The sequence below is a fragment of the Rhodococcus sp. BP-160 genome, from assembly GCF_019836205.1.
In the GTDB taxonomy this organism is placed as follows: Bacteria; Actinomycetota; Actinomycetes; order Mycobacteriales; family Mycobacteriaceae; genus Rhodococcoides.
In genome coordinates this window covers 40,026-54,697 of sequence record NZ_JABUEK010000002.1, presented here as the reverse complement: position 1 = coordinate 54,697, position 14,672 = coordinate 40,026, and the positions used below count along the sequence as shown (strand labels likewise).

The window sequence follows — 14,672 nt, the reverse complement described above, 5'->3', positions numbered from 1 at the left end:
CGCACTTGCGCCAGAAACGTTCGTTTCTGGCATTGAACCGACTCCTCGCCGCACCCGGGTACCCAGGCAGCTCGGCTAGCTGAGCTATCACCGACGTGTCGTCGACGTCCCGGCGACAACGCCAGTCAGAGATCGTCGAGCAGGGCGAGGGTGCGGCGCAGCAGTTCCTCCGCGCGGTCCTCCACCTTGTCGAGGACGTCCCCCACGTCGGCGAGGGCGGTGTGCGCCGCCGATCGGGCCGCGACACCGGCGGCATAGGTGTCGGACAGTCCCGTGTTGTCATCGCAGGGCACCACCGACGGCTTTGCCGACGACCTTGCCGGTCCGGGGCGTGTGGGAAGGGGTCGGTGTCGTGCGGGTGTTCCCGCCAGGTGGTTGGTCATCACGGATGTGATCGCCGCCGGTGTCATCACCGTCGGCGGGAGCGGGACCGCGCCCCATCGGTCGATCGGCACCACCACCGGCCCCGACACACGCGGCATATCGTCGTCGGGGTCGGGAAGCGCGCCTGCCCGTAGGTGCTGCTCGAGCACCCGCGTCGACGGGTGCTCCTGCACCACTCGCAGCACCTGCTCCCACCGCCGCCACACCGCCGTGTAGTCGATGACCGCAGCACCGGCGCCGTCGACGTCGGGGTGTAGGTGCAGCTGGTGGCGACCACCGATGCGCACACCGTCCCCGACGATGGCGATGTCCCGCCGGTCGAGGCGGCTGATGTCGACCGCACGCAACCCCGCCGCGTACAGAGCGAGGATCACCGCGTCGCGGCGCCCGAACATCCCGGTCGGCCACCCCGCCACCGGGAGCGCGGCGATGATCGGTGCCAACCGTCCCCGCAGCACCGCTGCCCGGCCTGTGCGGGCCCGATCGAGCTGCAGACGGATCGCCGTCACCGTTCCCGGCGCGGGGTACCCGGCAACGGTGTGAACGCGGTTGACGACCGCCACCCGCCGACGCTGGGCAACGTTCCCGGCGGGATTCTCGGCCAGGAACACCGCCACCGTGAGTGGTGACGCCGGCAATGCGGCCAGATCGGCGGCGGCGCACCAGTCCGCGAACAGCGCCCACTCGTACCGGTACCTGCCCGGCACATCAGCACCTGTCGCCATGACCGACGACGTTATCGCCACTGCCCGACACCCTCTTCCCCCGGCGCCGGGGGCTCACAGCGGCGAGAACACATCGACAGAACTCGTGCGCCTGTTCGCCCCGGGACTCGGCAACCGGATCGGGGTGAATCAGAACATCGACAGTTGCGCCGGATCCGGTCGCGGCCGCCGCCGGCGCGGTGACACCGCCCCCGAGGTGCCGCGGTGGTGCCCCGGAGCGGGCGCAGCGGGATCGACGACGCCGGCGCGGGCGGCGATCATCGCGCGGACCGCGGTGCGGTCGTCCGCCCGGACGGCACTGGTGAGCGCACCCGGGGCACCGAATCGGGTCCGCCAGGACGCCGAACCCGGTGTGGGCGCGCCCATCACCGAATCGGTCAACCGGTCGAGCAGCACGTCGAGGCGGTCGTGCAGCACCCGCACCGCGTCGTCGACCGCCGCACTGGGCACACCGGGTGCCGAGTCGCTGTGCCGGTCAACGGGTGTCGCCATGACGGTCACCGTACGCCGCCTGCTCGCCGAGACAGCGGACCTCGCCCGGACAAGGTCGGCGGTTCAGGTGGATCCGGTCGGTTCCGTGTCGGCTGTAGCGCTGTTCTGCAGACGCGGCGACGCGGTGGACGCGCGACCACAGTGGCCAGCGGTGTTGTCCGACAGCACGATCGCGCGCACGGTGTCGACGGCGAGCTCGTGCGGCAGGGGCGGTCCGGCGAGGGTGCGAATGCGCATGAACCTCATCGTGCCGCCGGGGTCCGACACGGTCGGCCTCGGTGATGCTCCCTGGTGCACGCGGCGCGGTGCGGCAAGAGGTCAGGGACTCTTGGTCGTGAATCAGGAGACCGGTGCCGTGGTGGCGTACGCGGTCTGGTTCCGGCCGTACGACTTCGCCGCGTACAGGGCTCGGTCGACGGCGCGGTCCCCGCGTCCAGCACGGCAAGGACTGCATGGTCGTCATGCCGGCGTTCCGGGTCGATCACCGCTCCGCGAGAACGTGTCTCGGTACAGGCTCGGGCTTGTTCCGAGATGACGTCGGAAGTGTTTGCGCAGGTTGGTAGCGGTCCCCAGTCCGCACTTCCGGGCCACGACCTCGACGCTCGCGTCGCTGGTCTCGAGTAGTCGTTGGGCCAGGTGGACGCGTTGGCGTTGCAGCCATTGATGTGGTGTGGATCCGGTGGTGGCGGCGAAGTGCCGCATGAAGCTGCGCGGGCTCGTGTGGGCTCGGCGGGCGAGGCTCGCGACGGTCATCGGCTCATCGAGGTGTTCGAGCATCCATGTCATCGTGGTCGTCAGCGGGTCGAAATGGCCGGTCACGGGCATCGGTGTCTCGATGAACTGGGCTTGTCCACCGCGGCGGTGCGGTTGCACCACCAGTGACCGTGCGAGTCGACCGGCCATGTCCGCTCCGTGATCGAGTCGCACGATGTGCAGGCACAGGTCGATGCTCGCGGCGCTGCCCGCCGAGGTCAGGATGTCGCCCTCGTCGACGTACAACACGGACGGATCGACGGTGACCGCCGGATACGCCTCGGCGAAAGCGTCGCAGTCTGCCCAGTGGGTGACGGCTCGGCGACCGTCGAGCAGTCCGGCGCGGGCGAGCACGAAGGCTCCGGTGCACAGCGAGACAATCCGGGCACCGCGCTGGTGTGCCTGCCGAAGGGCGGACAGCACGCTTTCCGGCACCGTCGATGCGTCGGCGCACGGTGGGACGATGACGGTACCGGCTCGGGAGACGGCTTGGAGTCGGCGCGGAACCTGCATCGAGAGACCGTTGTCCATTCTCACGTGGGCGGTGTCGCCGCACACCGACATCGCGTACCAGTCTCCTCCGAGCTGCGGCACTTCATGGGGCCCGAAGATCTCGACTGCTACCGCGAACTCGAACATCGACAGTCCGTCGTACGCCAGGACGGCGACGTGCCTCGATCGAACAACCGGGCTGGCAGTTTCCGAGCGCATGTAGTCATTATCGCCACTGTCAGCGCGGTCCGCGACGGCGCACGATCGATCCATGAGGTCGACCGAGACCGACAGTGCGCGGCGCCGCGCCAGTCTTGATGCCGATGGGGCGCCCGCCGGCAGCGGTCGCTGCGGTGCCGGTCCTCGGCGTGGTCGTCGGCCCACGCTCGTCGGCATCGGTACCGGGGCCGGGGCGGTATGACGGTCGACGTCGCGGTCCTCCCCGGGTACATGGCAGTGATCGTGCTGTTTCTCCTGCCACCGGGCCCGGACATGGCGTACATGATCGCGGTGGGTCTCGAAGGTGGTCGTCGGGCGGCTGTCCGCGCGATCCTGGGAATCGGAACCGGAATGGCGCTGTACGCAACTGCCGTCGTCCTGGGGGTGGGAACGCTCGCCCGCGACCACCCACATCTGCTCGACGCCGTCACGCTGTTCGGTGCGGGGTATCTGTTGTCGTTGGGCGTGACCACGGTGCGCCGCGCGCGGGACGCCCCAGAGCCCAGCGCCGTCACTGTCGGCCGGTGGTACACGCGCGGTGTACTGGTCACAGTGACCAACCCGAAGATCATGCTGTTCTTCCTCGCGGTACTCCCCGGGTTCGTCGGTGAAGCCCGGAACACTCTCGCGCAGTTCACAATGCTCAGCGCGGTGAACATCTCGAGCGAGGTCGTCCTGTACGGCGGCATCGGCGTGATGGCGGCGGGTCTTCAGGCGCGGTTCAGCCACGCTCCCCGCGGCGCCACCGCCCTGCACTACATCGCCGGCAGTGTCTTCGTAGTCCTGGCGATCGTCATCGCTGCCGAGTCGACGGTGACGATGGGCCGATAGCTGTTCCGATGCGGTGGACAGAGGTGACGAAGACGCGGCGGTATCCGCAGCCCGGGGCGAGGCTCAGCACTCGTCGAGGCATGCGAGAGAGGCGCCGGCGGACTGAACCGGCCGAACGCAGGCGGCGACAGGTCCCCGTTGAGTCGCGTCAGCGGGCCGCGACCCACCACGGCACGAACGGGCACACCCCCGCGCACAATGCGGGCAGGAAGTACGTCCACAGGCGTGGGTTGTCCACCAGAGCAGGCAACGCGATCGATGTCGGGATCACCACTGCCAACGCGATCCCGAGAAGCAGTCGCACGCTCGACGATTTCCGTAACGACGGTCGTACGTGCGCCACGATTTCCTCGGTCGCCACCGCGATCAGCACGAGAACTGTGCCGACCAGGAGCGCGAGGACCATCAGCACCGCGATGATCATCCGGCGATCACCGCTCTGTGTGCGGCGAACGCCGACCAGGCGGTCATGCGTGGCCGAATGCGTTCATGACCGTTCGGACGGTGTCGGCGATGGCGTCGTTGAACGGTGCCGCGTCCTGTCGATCGTCACCCGAACGCGTCATGACCGCCAGGAGAATCTGCTGATCTCGTGGCCCGAGCACCAGTCCGGCGTCGTTGGTGGACCCGTAGTTGCCGGCCCCGGTCTTGTCCGCGCTGGTCCAGCCCTGCGGCAGTGCTGCCCGGAATCGCTTGTCTGATGTTCGGGTGGCGCGCATCCAACTGGTCAGGCGGTCGCGTTGCGTGCTCTCCAGCGCATCTCCGACGAGTATGGCGGTGTATCCGGTGGCCAACGCCTGCGGTGACGTCGTGTCACGGAGGTCGCCGGGTACGGCTTCGTTCAACTCTGGTTCCCACCTGTCGAGGGTGGTGCGGTCATCACCGATGCTGCGGGCGAAGGACGTGACGGCCGTGGGGCCGCCGATCGCTCGGAGCACGATGTTCCCGGCGGTGTTGTCGCTGTCGGTGAGCGCTGCTTCGCAGGCCCGCGACAGAGTGATCGAGCTTCCGATCATGGTGCTGAGAACCGGTGAGTTGACGACGATGTCCGCGGCGGCGACGGGGAAAGCCTGCTCGAGATCCAGTCGCCCGCTGGACGCGAGTCGGAGCGCCGCCGCGACGGCGTACGGCTTGAACGTCGAGCACATCGCGAACGCCTCCTCGGACCGGTACGCCGCTGATGTGCCTGTTTCCAGGTCGGACGCCCACACCCCGATGCGTGCGCCGTGACGTTTCTCGAGCGCCTCGATATAGGAACTCAGGTCCACGGGCGGGGGTGCTGTCTGCGAGAAAGTCGGCGTCGATGGTGAGTCGGTGCGTCCGCAGCCCATGAGAGCTGTTGTCCCCACCGCGAGGGATCCGAGAAGTGCCTGTCGACGAGTGAGGGGAAGATTCATGGCTCGAACCGAAGCACGTGGCGTCGCCTGTGGGCCAAGTCGCCAGCCGATGCCGGGTGATTCCGATCGGCGATAACCGCAGCTCATCAGGGTCTGTGTCGCGATCGACTCGGTGGTGTGTCGGATCGGCCCGGTTCGGCCGAGCGCGTGTTGACTTGTCGTCATGGACTTGATCGTTCACCTTCGTTACTTCGTCGCCGTTGCCGAGCACCGACATTTCGGTCGGGCGGCTCAGTCGCTGGGGGTGACGCAACCGCCCGTGTCGCAGGGGGTGCGCCGCCTCGAGGAACACCTCGGTCTGAAGTTGTTCGAGCGAACACGCGAGGGGACCGTGCTGACGGTTGACGGCTCGAGCCTGCTGCCGCGCGCTCGGGTCATCGTCGACGACGCCGCACGGTTCATCGGCGATGCCCATCGCCGCCGGGGATCGCTGGCGGGGTTGAGGTGGGGATGTGTCCCCCAGCTCGACGACGAGCTGCTCGCGAGGTGCACCTTCGGGGTGCAGAAGGCGTTGTCGCCTCCACCCGATCATTCCGTGATCCCCATGGTCGCCGGCACGGCGCACCTTCTCTCGGAGTTGCGCCGCGGTGCGCTCCACCTGGCGGTCGTGCAGTTCCCCGCCGACACCGACGGGTTGGACACCGGTCCGGTCATCACCGTTCCCCGGTCGGTGGTTCTGCCGGCCGGCCACCCTGCCGCGACGTCGCCGTCACCGCGCCCGAAGATGCTCGACGGCCTGCGCCTGGTTTCCGTTCCGCGAGAACACAACCCACCCACCTTCGATCTACTCGTCGACAGCCTTCGGCGCCGCGGGCTCGATCCGGAGACCGGTGTCGCGGCAACCCACCGGGACGTTGCGACCGCCGCGGCCACCGGCTCGTGTTTCGGTTTCGCCACCCCGACTGCTCCGGTGCACACCGGCACGGTGCACACGAGGATGCTGTCCAACGAAGCCGCCCTGCGACTGCGGCTCGTGACCGTACCCGGTGTCGATCTGAGCGACATCGTCTACGCCGTCGACCGAGAATTGCTCCGGGGCAGGAAGTGATCGCCGCGCACCAACGCATCGTCGAGACGTTCCACGACGCCGGATGCCGAGGTTGGTTGCACGCCAGGCGGATTGATGGGCAGGGGCCGACGGTGGACGTGAACGGACACCAACCCGTCGTGGCAGCGTCGGTGTACAAGATCGTGGTCCTCGTGGCCGCAGCGCGGGCATTCGATGCCGGCCACCTCCAACCACACACGCAGGTGCGTGTCGTCCCAGCGGATTGCACACCCGGACCCACTGGGCTGAGCACGTTCAGCGACCCGGTCACCCTGTCGTGGCTGGACCTGACCCGTTCGATGATCACCGTCTCCGACAATGCCGCCGCGGATCTTCTCCTGGCAGCGGTGGGGATGGAGAGCATCGAGCAGGTCATCGCGGACTTCGAGCTGACGAACACGCGGATACTCGGCGGCACCGCCACACTGCAACAACAACTCGTTCACGACACCGGCGCACTCAGCCTCACCGAGGCGGTCGGTCTGCTCGCCAGCAACAACACAGTTCATGAGACCTCGGCGTACGACCCGGCCTACACCACCGCCACCAGCGCAGCGGACATGAACAGCCTCCTGTCAGCGATCTGGGAAGGGCGGGCCGCATCTATTCTGATGACCGAGACAATGACGAGAATTCTCTCTCAACAGGTGTGGCAACACCGAATACGATCCGGGTTCCCCCATGCAGACGTCACGATCGCCGGAAAGACCGGCACGATCGGAGCAGTTCGCAACGAGGTCGCGGTGATCGCCTTCTCAGACGAGCCGCCCATAGCCGTGTCCGTGTTCACCAGGGCCGCTCGCTCCGACCTGCACCTCCCGCTTATAGATCGAGCGATCGGCGATGTCGCGAGAATCGCCGTGAACGCACTCCGCTGAGCCGCAGCACGTCTCGAATGATCCTGTCTTCGAGTGGCGGCACCGCAGCGTCGAATGCGCATCGGAAGGACGAGAAGTCATCGATGGTGCGGGCGGTATCTGACTTCGACCAGTTGTGAATCCTTCAGTACGCGCGCGCTCGTCAGTTCGAGTGCGGCGGCATCACCGGTAAACAGCTTGGTGCCTGCGCCGGTAAGTCCGGCTCCGATCAGCACGATCAACTCGTCGACGAGGCCGAGTGACAGAAACGGATTCCACGTCGTGGCACTTCCGAACATCACCAGGTCGCCATCGACGTGCTGTTTCAGATGCCTGATGAGGTCAGGTGCCTCGGAACGCGAGACGACGCGCGATGTGGGAGCCCACGGATCGTCGCGGTCGATGGTGAGGGAATCGCTGACGATCACCGAGTCCAGTGTGGTGACCAGAGTCGCGGTCTCGCGGTCGCGGTCATTGCTGGACGGATCGGCGGCCACCGCCGACCACGAGCGCCAGTTGTTCTCGAACCAGGTGCTGCCGTACACGACGGTGGACGCGTCGCGCAGGAGTGTCAGGTTGTGGTCGTTGAACGCGTCCTCGAACGGCAGCGAGCCCAGGTCGCCACCGGGCCCTTCGTAGTATCCATCCAGCGATGTCAGAACCGACACGACCAGTCTTCCCATGTTCCGACCTTACGAACGCCGACGGAGCCGAGTCAATAGCGGCACGGCCCACTCGCCTCGCCGGTGTGGACGGTGCCGACCGACCACCGGCGGTGCGGACAGCTGTGACAGTCGGACACGGCTCGGACACGAGCCATGGGTGCTGCGCAGGAACTCATGACGGCGGTGTTCGCCCCGCCTTCTCCGCGACACCGGTACACGCCCTGATCTGCACAGGACCGTCAGTGGACAGAACACGCGCTGCGGCACCGCCGAAACGTGAGGCACGACGCCGGATTCGTCGCCCACGGACCGCCGCATCGGAGTCGACGACCGTGTCCGTGAGTTTGCTCGTACGTGTCCACTTGTTCGTTTTCACCGCCCGCATTCGCCTGTACTGTGCGATCGATTCAGCCCGAAACCGTACGGCGTTGTCTTCCCTGAATGTGATGGTGCCCAGTGGCGAGACCGACCGATGACTGAGCCCTCGCCCGGTGAACCGGTGTACCGCAACGGCGCCGGCAACACCGCGGTCGTCGCCGGCGTCGTTGCTCTGGTCTGCGGGTTTGTTCCGTTCATCGGGGACTGGGTCGCGGTCCCTGTCGGCGTCCTCGCGGTCATCTGCGGTTGGATCGGCGTGGGTCGCGACGAGGACGGGATCGCGACGAACGGGCGCGACGCGATGATCGGCGCAGCCCTGGGAGGCGCGGCACTGTTCGTGGTGTCCTTGACCTTCGCCGCCACCTTCGTGTGATCGGTGCCAGCACGTCGGCCGCAGAAGCGGAGCGGTGCCCCGCTGGGGTGCGATCGACCCGTAGGCAGCGGGTGACGGCGTGTCCAGAACCTCGTAGTGCAGGTCGAGCCCGTTGAGGGGGATGTGACCGCTTCGAGTTCGACCAGTTCCCGTTGTCTCACTTTCGACTCTTCGGATAGACCTCCGGCGGGGCGAATGTCATCGGTGTGATCAGGATTTGGACGACTGGCCTCATTCATCCGTCGGGCAGACATGACGGCTCGATAGTCATGGCGGGGACGATTACACGGCGTCGCTGAGGCCATCTGCTCGAGAGTGCGGCGCGGCTTCGGCGGGGGTGAGATCGGCGCCGGACGAGATGCGTCGCGCGAGCATCACGGCGCCGACGAGTATCAGCACGCCGTGGGCGATGCGAACCCAGGGCGGCGCGAAGAACTGCGGCAAGAACAGCACGAAGCCCGCCGCGAACACAGCCGCAGGGACTCCGCCCGTGTGAACGGCGAGGACCACGGCCGCCACCGCGATCAGTATCAGGCCCGCACCGAACATGGTGGCCTGGATGACTCCGTAACGGATGGGGTCGGCCAGATCGAGGAGACCCGTGCGGCCGGTATCGACGGCGTCTCGTCCGACCACGTGCAGCGCGAACGTCTCGGCACCGTAGTACGGAAGAATCAGCGCGACACCGACAAGAGTAGTGGTGTCGGCGAGCGTGCCCGTGCGCACTTGACGCACGAACAACGCCAGGGTGATGAATCCGAACATCGCAGCGAGATGGGCAACGATCCACAGAGGCGATGCGAAGGCCTCCGCGCCGGCCTCCCCGACTTCGACCGAGTACGGGCGCAGAATCGGATAGAGAGCGAACAGGATGCCGGTCGTCACGAGCAGCAGAGGTGTCGCGGGTGTGGTCATGAGGCTCCCCAGTCCTGGAGAGCGGTGCTCTCCGTGGCCGCCAGTATGGAGACGGCCCGCCACGCTGGCAAGAGCACCGTTCTCGCCCTCTCGATCCCCGAATGGCGCCGCCCACACCGCCTCACGTGCGCGAACAAGTACACGTCGGGTGTTGCACCCGCATTCCATCGGACATTGATCATCCGGTGTTCATGACCCGGCAATCGAAGTCGGGGTCCTTAGGCCTCGGAGCATGACCGTCAGTGCCGTGAGCACCGCGTCGGGGTCGCCTCCTTCGGCGATCCACAGGGCACCGTCGTTCATCGCTCCGCTGAGCAGAGCTGTAGCCGCGTCGGCGTCCACGGCGAGATCCGGAAGTGCCCGCAATCCTTCGGCCAGCTTTCTGCCCGCGTATTCGGTGTCGGATCGACGCCACTCCTGCCAGCCGAGAACGGCAGGGCCGTCGACGAGCAGAATGCGGCGGACCTCCGGAGCGATCGCGGCGGCCAGGAACGCCGCGCACCCCGCCTCGAGTGCATCCCATCCGTCGCCCTCGGAGGAGGCGGCCACGGCCGCGCCGACGATCTCCTGCGCGTGAGCCACCACGTCGGCGAAGAGAGCTCGCTTGCCGTTCCAGTGGTGGTAGATCGCGCCTCTGCTCACGCCTGCAGCAACGGCGACCTGCTCCATGCCGACGTCGGCGTATCCATACTGCGCGAAGAGCTTCGCGGCGATCTGACGCAGCTGCCGAGCGGTCTCGACGCTCTGCTCCTTGGTCGACCGTCCCACGGCACACCCCTTCCATTACCGACACAGTGTTTGTATTATTCACTCGTCGATACAAACACTACGTATGTAAGGATCCCCATGATCACCAGCGTGTACCCGGTCCTGATGAGCCGGTCGGTCGCCGCCACCGCAGCTTTCTTCGTCGACCACTTCGGCTTCGAAACCACCTTCGACGCAGACTGGTACATCTCCCTGCGACGCGGCGACCACGAGCTGGCCGTCCTGGACGCGTTGCACGAGACCATCCCTGACGGCTATCGCGCCCCCGCCACGGGCATCCTGGTCAACATCGAAGTCGACGATGTCGATGCCCTGCATCGGGAGCTGTCCGACGCTGGTGTGCCCGTGGCCCGTCCCCTTCGCTCCGAAGAGTTCGGGCAGCGACACGTCATCGTCGTCGCACCCGGAAACGTCTTGGTCGACGTCATCGAACCCATTGCGTTCACAGGCCAGTACGCCTGAAGGACACTAAATTCTCGGCACGTACTTTCGACGCCGAGTGGTGGAGTTGGCCGGGACCCGTGGCGCGGGTGACGAGCATGTGGGGATTGGCGATGACTATCGGCGTGCCGCCGGGTCACAGTGAGTGACGATCCCAACACCACGCGAAGGGCTCCAGCGATGTCCAAGATCACTGTCTTTCAGAGCATCACCGCCGACGGCGTGATGCAAGGCCTCGGCCGCCCCGACGAGGACACACGCGGCGGGTTCGTCCACGGCGGCTGGGGGCAGGGCTATCAGGACGAGGTGTCGATGACGTTCGCGGCGGAGGGGATGGGCGAAGAGGGTGCGCTCCTGTTCGGCCGACGGACCTATGAGGACATGCTCGGTTTCTGGACGACGCTGCCCGAGCCGAATCCGTTCACAGAGGTGTTGGTGCAGTCGCCGAAGTACGTGGCGTCTCGGTCGAGCGGCACGACGCTTGCGTATCCGAACTCCGAACTGGTCGCCGGCGACGCCGCGGATGCGGTACCAGCTCTGCGAGCGCAGATTGGCATCCCGTTGACGATCATGGGCAGCGGTGAGCTGGTGCGCAGCCTGCACGCGCGGGGTTTGATCGACGAGTACGTGTTACAAGTCCACCCCATCGTGCTGGGATCGGGCACGCGATTGTTCGGGTCGGCGGACCGGGCCGACCTCGAATTGGTCCGTTCGATCACCACGACGACGGGTGTGATCATCGCGCACTACACCGTCCGGCACCGATGACTTCGGCGGTTAGCCCGCTGGTTGGCGGCTCAGACCAGCTGATCATCCACGCACACAGTTCGACCCGTAGTCAACGACCTGGAGGACCTCGAAATGCCGCATGCCTACTCCCCCGATGGCACCGCGATCGGTTACGACCACCTCAGCGATGACGGAGCGATGTTGGTGCTCATCGGAGGCGCCTTGGACGACGGCACTGAGAACGTCCCGTTGGGCGAGTACCTCACCGGCAGCTTCGCGGTCGTCAACTACCGACGCCGGGGCCGCGGCGACAGCAGTGACGGCCGTTCGTACGCCGTGGAGCGGGAAGTCGAGGACCTCGCGGCGGTGATCGACGCCGCGGGAGGGCGGGCGCACCTGTTCGGAGCGTCGAGCGGAGGTGCGCTCGCGTTCGAGGCGGCCGCTTCGGGACTTCCGGTCGATCGTATCGCCGTCCACGAGGTGCCCTACCAGGTCGACGATGCATCGATCTCCGCGTGGCAGTCGTACCGGGCCGACCTCGACGCCGCTCTCGAGGCCGGCGACCGCGAGGAGGCGCTTCGACTGTTCATGCGGCTCGCCGGATCCTCCGTGCACGACATCTCCGGCGCCGAAGCATCGCCCATGTGGCCTGCGTTGCAGGCGCTGGCGTCGACGCTGCGCTACGACGCCGCATGCCTGGGTGACGGCCCGGTGCCTGCGGACCGGCTCTCGACGGTGCGGCAACCGGTGCTTCTGACCACGGGCGCTGTGGTCGACCCACATATGGGTGGCCTTCCCGTCGACTTCTTCGGTGCAGCTGCGGACGCTGCTGCTGCCGCCTTGCCCGATGCTCGCCGGGCCACCCTCGAGGTCGAGGGTCACGTGGCCGATCCTGCCGTGCTCGGCCCGCTTCTGGAAAAGTTCTACGGCGGTTGACGCGGAGCGTGCAGAAAAGTGCTGCTCAGATGTCGCGATCGGGCAATGCTCTCCGCGAGTCCGCTGACGAGGACGTTCATCTCCTGAGACAGCGTCGAAGCATCTCGAACGCCCCATGGGCAAACCTCGGAGAGCACGCGCCTCGTACTGGGCGCACCTGCTGGTGACCGACCCGATCTACGCGAACCGTTCACGGACGCGAGGACGTCGCGGTCGTTCACAGGTCACCGTTCGTTCACCGGTGATCGGTACCGATGAACGGCATTCCTGCCTCGACCACTCGACCACCAGGGGAGCTCCCATGATCACCGACCTCGCCAGCTTCGTCGACTTCCTCGGCGCCCTGCCCGACATCTTCGGCGGCGCCGGCGACTTCCTCGACGGACTCAGCTTCTTCAGCTGACCCGCACCCTGCGGACCCGACCCACCCGACACCAGGGCGCCAGGTCCTGAAGACACCACAGTGCACGACCGCTCACGTTCTGAGCGGTCGTGCACTGCTGCGTGCAGGCGGTGTCAGTGCACAGCGGAGCGAAGCGCCTGACGAGCATTGCGCTCAACGAACAACGGAACGAAATCCCGCACCGCACGCCCCTCGAAGCGGGCGTACTCCGCCGCCACGGCCTGTTCGATGTCGTGTCGGCTCACCCCGGGCAGGGCGGCGGTGAGCCGATCCTGCACCGCTGCGAGATGCTCCGTTTCGTTGGTGGTTGTCATCTGCTCAGAGTCGACCCCTGTCACCACTGAGTCAATGATTCGACCATATTGTTCGCACAGGTAATGGTCACTCCACGGTCAGCGGGAACCGGGTGCGTAGGTTCTCCGACTGGCGGGTCAGTTCCCGCAGCGTCCGCTTGTGAACCTTGAGCTGCTGCTCGTGCCACAGGGCGAGGGCAGTGTTGCCTCGCGCCCGGGCTTCGGCGGAAAGCCGGCGAGCGTCGTCGAGCAGTGCGGCCACGGCTGATATCTCCTCGGTCAGCGCTGCCAGGAACACCCGCGCCTGCGCCACATCCGGATCCTCTGCCACTCGAGGTCACGCTCCTCACCGATCGTTCCGACAGTCGCCTGGTGACGCCCGAAAGGGTCGATCAGACGTCCGACCACGGTACTGGTCCGCGCATTGCGGGCGGCGAAGCGGGCACCAGGCGCGCGTAGACGGCGGAAACACAGCACGACGTCGTCACGGCGCGTAGAACGGGTGTTCATCCCGGTGCTCGTGCCTGCACCCGGTGATGTGCCCGCCGTGGTGCCTCGTCGCGGCGTTGTTCTACGCGGTCGACGTCGGGATGGTTCGCGGAGGATACGGAAGGTCAGCGCGAGATGATCGAGGAGTTCTACCGACGCATGCGGTCGGCGGAGACCCACCGCGGGGCTCCACCTCGGGTCATCGACACCGAATTGGCGGGGATGCTGGCGATCTGGGACGAGGTGAGCTCCGCCCATCAGGACCCGTGGCGAGCGGTCCGCACCGAGTGCTCGATGTACCGGTTCGACAATCACTGGCCATGGGCGTCGGCAGCGACCAGCGAGAACTTCCTCCTGACGCTGAGAGCAGTGCTGGAGGGACGCGGGCTCGGCATCAGCGACACCCCGTACCACATTCGGTGACGGCACCGGGTGATGGCGAGCCGACGGCAGCGGCGATCGTACGAGAGAGTCCGACACCATGTGGTTCGCGCTTCGAGGCGCAACCACGCGGAGATCAACAGGTAATGCCGGATCAAGGCGCGCCGCCGGCGGTTGCGGACTGCGACTGTCCTCGATCGCTGCCAGGCTCGCAGGCATGAGCATCGAACCGTTCGTACTCCACGTTCCCCAGGATGAGATCGACCTCCTCCACAGTCGGTTGGAGTAGACGCGGTGGCCGGCGCCGCTTCCCGGTGACTCCTGGAACACCGGTGTGCCGGTGCACTACGTGAAGCATCTCGCCGGACGGTGGCGAACGGACTACGACTGGCGGGCCCGTGAAGCGCGCCTGAACGCGTTCCCGCAGTTCACCACCAGCATCGACGGCACACGCATCCACTTCGTCCACGTCCGATCCTCGCACCCCGGCGCCCTGCCGCTGATCCTCACGCACGGGTGGCCCGGGTCGGTGTTCGAGTTCCTCGACATCATCGACGCGCTCACCGATCCGACCGACCCCGCCGACGCCTTCGACGGACGGTGACCGCAACCGACACGAACAGGACACCTCATCACCTGGTGCACCCCCACCGTGCAATGGAGAAACCCGCACTCGGTCCTCGAAAAAACACTTTCCATGCGG

Annotated in this window: 19 protein-coding genes and 1 pseudogene; 9 read left to right on the top strand and 11 right to left on the bottom strand. The window is 66.7% G+C overall.

Translation table 11 applies throughout. From position 1 onward, the window contains the following. Positions 1–125: 125 nt before the first annotated feature. The 4 genes from HQ306_RS06605 to HQ306_RS06590 all read right to left on the bottom strand — a co-directional run bounded on the left by HQ306_RS06605 (position 126) and on the right by HQ306_RS06590 (position 3,065). On the bottom strand, positions 126–1,109 hold the full coding sequence (locus tag HQ306_RS06605; RefSeq protein ID WP_222629632.1) for a hypothetical protein: 984 nt from the start codon (positions 1,107–1,109) through the stop codon (positions 126–128). Between the two features lie 129 nt (positions 1,110–1,238). Then, the gene (locus tag HQ306_RS06600) at positions 1,239–1,601 is read right to left on the bottom strand and encodes a hypothetical protein (protein WP_222629629.1); all 363 of its coding nucleotides are present in this window, start codon (positions 1,599–1,601) and stop codon (positions 1,239–1,241) included. A gap of 63 nt (positions 1,602–1,664) precedes the next feature. Further along, the gene (locus HQ306_RS06595) at positions 1,665–1,838 is read right to left on the bottom strand and encodes a hypothetical protein (protein WP_222629626.1); all 174 of its coding nucleotides are present in this window, start codon (positions 1,836–1,838) and stop codon (positions 1,665–1,667) included. Between the two features lie 222 nt (positions 1,839–2,060). After that, the gene (locus HQ306_RS06590) at positions 2,061–3,065 is read right to left on the bottom strand and encodes a helix-turn-helix domain-containing protein (RefSeq protein ID WP_222629623.1); all 1,005 of its coding nucleotides are present in this window, start codon (positions 3,063–3,065) and stop codon (positions 2,061–2,063) included. Positions 3,066–3,263: 198 nt separating this feature from the next. Here HQ306_RS06590 and HQ306_RS06585 point away from each other — a divergent pair, with 198 nt between their 5' ends. Continuing rightward, a complete protein-coding gene (locus HQ306_RS06585) occupies positions 3,264–3,896 on the top strand; it encodes a LysE family translocator (protein WP_222629620.1) in 633 nt (210 codons plus the stop codon). A 148-nt stretch (positions 3,897–4,044) separates the two neighbouring features. Here HQ306_RS06585 and HQ306_RS06580 read toward each other — a convergent pair whose 3' ends face one another. Beyond that, entirely contained in the window at positions 4,045–4,320 is a 276-nt protein-coding gene (locus HQ306_RS06580) for a hypothetical protein (RefSeq protein ID WP_222629617.1), read from the bottom strand. Positions 4,321–4,363: 43 nt separating this feature from the next. After that, positions 4,364–5,293, bottom strand: a complete 930-nt coding sequence (gene bla / locus HQ306_RS06575) for a class A beta-lactamase (RefSeq protein WP_222629614.1) — start codon at positions 5,291–5,293, stop codon at positions 4,364–4,366. Positions 5,294–5,456: 163 nt separating this feature from the next. On the opposite strand from bla, the gene HQ306_RS06570 reads away from it, so the two are divergent. Together HQ306_RS06570 and HQ306_RS06565 are read left to right on the top strand one after the other, a co-directional pair. Further along, positions 5,457–6,341, top strand: a complete 885-nt coding sequence (locus tag HQ306_RS06570; protein ID WP_222629611.1) for a LysR family transcriptional regulator — start codon at positions 5,457–5,459, stop codon at positions 6,339–6,341. After that, complete coding sequence (locus HQ306_RS06565) at positions 6,338–7,219, top strand: serine hydrolase (protein WP_222629593.1); 882 nt, start codon at positions 6,338–6,340, stop codon at positions 7,217–7,219. Before HQ306_RS06570 ends, HQ306_RS06565 begins: the two co-directional genes overlap by 4 nt. A 77-nt stretch (positions 7,220–7,296) precedes the next feature. Here HQ306_RS06565 and HQ306_RS06560 read toward each other — a convergent pair whose 3' ends face one another. Beyond that, positions 7,297–7,881 carry a dihydrofolate reductase family protein gene (locus tag HQ306_RS06560; RefSeq protein WP_222629590.1) on the bottom strand — a complete coding sequence of 195 codons (585 nt, stop codon included), beginning with the start codon at positions 7,879–7,881 and terminating at the stop codon, positions 7,297–7,299. A gap of 454 nt (positions 7,882–8,335) precedes the next feature. Between HQ306_RS06560 and HQ306_RS06555 the strand changes: the two genes are divergently transcribed. After that, complete coding sequence (locus HQ306_RS06555) at positions 8,336–8,614, top strand: hypothetical protein (protein ID WP_222629574.1); 279 nt, start codon at positions 8,336–8,338, stop codon at positions 8,612–8,614. A gap of 282 nt (positions 8,615–8,896) precedes the next feature. On the opposite strand, the gene HQ306_RS06550 is transcribed toward HQ306_RS06555, so the two are convergent. Beyond that, a complete protein-coding gene (locus HQ306_RS06550; RefSeq protein WP_222629571.1) occupies positions 8,897–9,529 on the bottom strand; it encodes a hypothetical protein in 633 nt (210 codons plus the stop codon). Between the two features lie 189 nt (positions 9,530–9,718). After that, positions 9,719–10,297: a TetR/AcrR family transcriptional regulator gene (locus tag HQ306_RS06545; RefSeq protein ID WP_308115417.1), complete on the bottom strand. Its 579-nt coding sequence runs from the start codon at positions 10,295–10,297 to the stop codon at positions 9,719–9,721. 78 nt (positions 10,298–10,375) lie between these two features. Between HQ306_RS06545 and HQ306_RS06540 the strand changes: the two genes are divergently transcribed. The 3 genes from HQ306_RS06540 to HQ306_RS06530 all read left to right on the top strand — a co-directional run bounded on the left by HQ306_RS06540 (position 10,376) and on the right by HQ306_RS06530 (position 12,403). Beyond that, a complete protein-coding gene (locus HQ306_RS06540) occupies positions 10,376–10,759 on the top strand; it encodes a VOC family protein (RefSeq protein WP_222629568.1) in 384 nt (127 codons plus the stop codon). A 159-nt stretch (positions 10,760–10,918) separates the two neighbouring features. Then, positions 10,919–11,506 (top strand): dihydrofolate reductase family protein, encoded by a 588-nt coding sequence (locus HQ306_RS06535; RefSeq protein ID WP_222629565.1) that lies wholly within the window; start codon positions 10,919–10,921, stop codon positions 11,504–11,506. Between the two features lie 93 nt (positions 11,507–11,599). Continuing rightward, the gene (locus HQ306_RS06530) at positions 11,600–12,403 is read left to right on the top strand and encodes an alpha/beta fold hydrolase (protein WP_222629562.1); all 804 of its coding nucleotides are present in this window, start codon (positions 11,600–11,602) and stop codon (positions 12,401–12,403) included. A gap of 516 nt (positions 12,404–12,919) precedes the next feature. On the opposite strand, the gene HQ306_RS06525 is transcribed toward HQ306_RS06530, so the two are convergent. Both HQ306_RS06525 and HQ306_RS06520 read right to left on the bottom strand, forming a co-directional pair. After that, complete coding sequence (locus HQ306_RS06525; RefSeq protein WP_222631572.1) at positions 12,920–13,120, bottom strand: three-helix bundle dimerization domain-containing protein; 201 nt, start codon at positions 13,118–13,120, stop codon at positions 12,920–12,922. 67 nt (positions 13,121–13,187) lie between these two features. After that, positions 13,188–13,430 (bottom strand): hypothetical protein, encoded by a 243-nt coding sequence (locus HQ306_RS06520; protein WP_222629559.1) that lies wholly within the window; start codon positions 13,428–13,430, stop codon positions 13,188–13,190. Between the two features lie 293 nt (positions 13,431–13,723). Here HQ306_RS06520 and HQ306_RS06515 point away from each other — a divergent pair, with 293 nt between their 5' ends. Beyond that, the gene (locus tag HQ306_RS06515) at positions 13,724–14,011 is read left to right on the top strand and encodes a hypothetical protein (RefSeq protein WP_222629555.1); all 288 of its coding nucleotides are present in this window, start codon (positions 13,724–13,726) and stop codon (positions 14,009–14,011) included. A gap of 259 nt (positions 14,012–14,270) precedes the next feature. Next, positions 14,271–14,573 (top strand): annotated as a pseudogene (locus HQ306_RS06510) (epoxide hydrolase N-terminal domain-containing protein); the annotation flags it as partial. Between the last annotated feature and the right edge of the window lie 99 nt (positions 14,574–14,672).

Excerpts from the sequence above, each read along its gene's own strand:
- HQ306_RS06555 (WP_222629574.1), top strand. The coding sequence starts at position 8,336 with ATGACTGAGCCCTCGCCCGGTGAACCGGTGTACCGCAACGGCGCCGGC.
- bla (WP_222629614.1), bottom strand. The coding sequence starts at position 5,293 with ATGAATCTTCCCCTCACTCGTCGACAGGCACTTCTCGGATCCCTCGCG.
- HQ306_RS06585 (WP_222629620.1), top strand. The coding sequence starts at position 3,264 with ATGACGGTCGACGTCGCGGTCCTCCCCGGGTACATGGCAGTGATCGTG.
- HQ306_RS06525 (WP_222631572.1), bottom strand. The coding sequence starts at position 13,120 with ATGACAACCACCAACGAAACGGAGCATCTCGCAGCGGTGCAGGATCGG.
- HQ306_RS06540 (WP_222629568.1), top strand. The coding sequence starts at position 10,376 with ATGATCACCAGCGTGTACCCGGTCCTGATGAGCCGGTCGGTCGCCGCC.
- HQ306_RS06605 (WP_222629632.1), bottom strand. The coding sequence starts at position 1,109 with ATGGCGACAGGTGCTGATGTGCCGGGCAGGTACCGGTACGAGTGGGCG.
- HQ306_RS06550 (WP_222629571.1), bottom strand. The coding sequence starts at position 9,529 with ATGACCACACCCGCGACACCTCTGCTGCTCGTGACGACCGGCATCCTG.
- HQ306_RS06600 (WP_222629629.1), bottom strand. The coding sequence starts at position 1,601 with ATGGCGACACCCGTTGACCGGCACAGCGACTCGGCACCCGGTGTGCCC.
- HQ306_RS06570 (WP_222629611.1), top strand. The coding sequence starts at position 5,457 with ATGGACTTGATCGTTCACCTTCGTTACTTCGTCGCCGTTGCCGAGCAC.
- HQ306_RS06560 (WP_222629590.1), bottom strand. The coding sequence starts at position 7,881 with ATGGGAAGACTGGTCGTGTCGGTTCTGACATCGCTGGATGGATACTAC.
- HQ306_RS06535 (WP_222629565.1), top strand. The coding sequence starts at position 10,919 with ATGTCCAAGATCACTGTCTTTCAGAGCATCACCGCCGACGGCGTGATG.
- HQ306_RS06595 (WP_222629626.1), bottom strand. The coding sequence starts at position 1,838 with ATGCGCATTCGCACCCTCGCCGGACCGCCCCTGCCGCACGAGCTCGCC.
- HQ306_RS06515 (WP_222629555.1), top strand. The coding sequence starts at position 13,724 with ATGATCGAGGAGTTCTACCGACGCATGCGGTCGGCGGAGACCCACCGC.
- HQ306_RS06580 (WP_222629617.1), bottom strand. The coding sequence starts at position 4,320 with ATGATCATCGCGGTGCTGATGGTCCTCGCGCTCCTGGTCGGCACAGTT.
- HQ306_RS06530 (WP_222629562.1), top strand. The coding sequence starts at position 11,600 with ATGCCGCATGCCTACTCCCCCGATGGCACCGCGATCGGTTACGACCAC.
- HQ306_RS06590 (WP_222629623.1), bottom strand. The coding sequence starts at position 3,065 with ATGCGCTCGGAAACTGCCAGCCCGGTTGTTCGATCGAGGCACGTCGCC.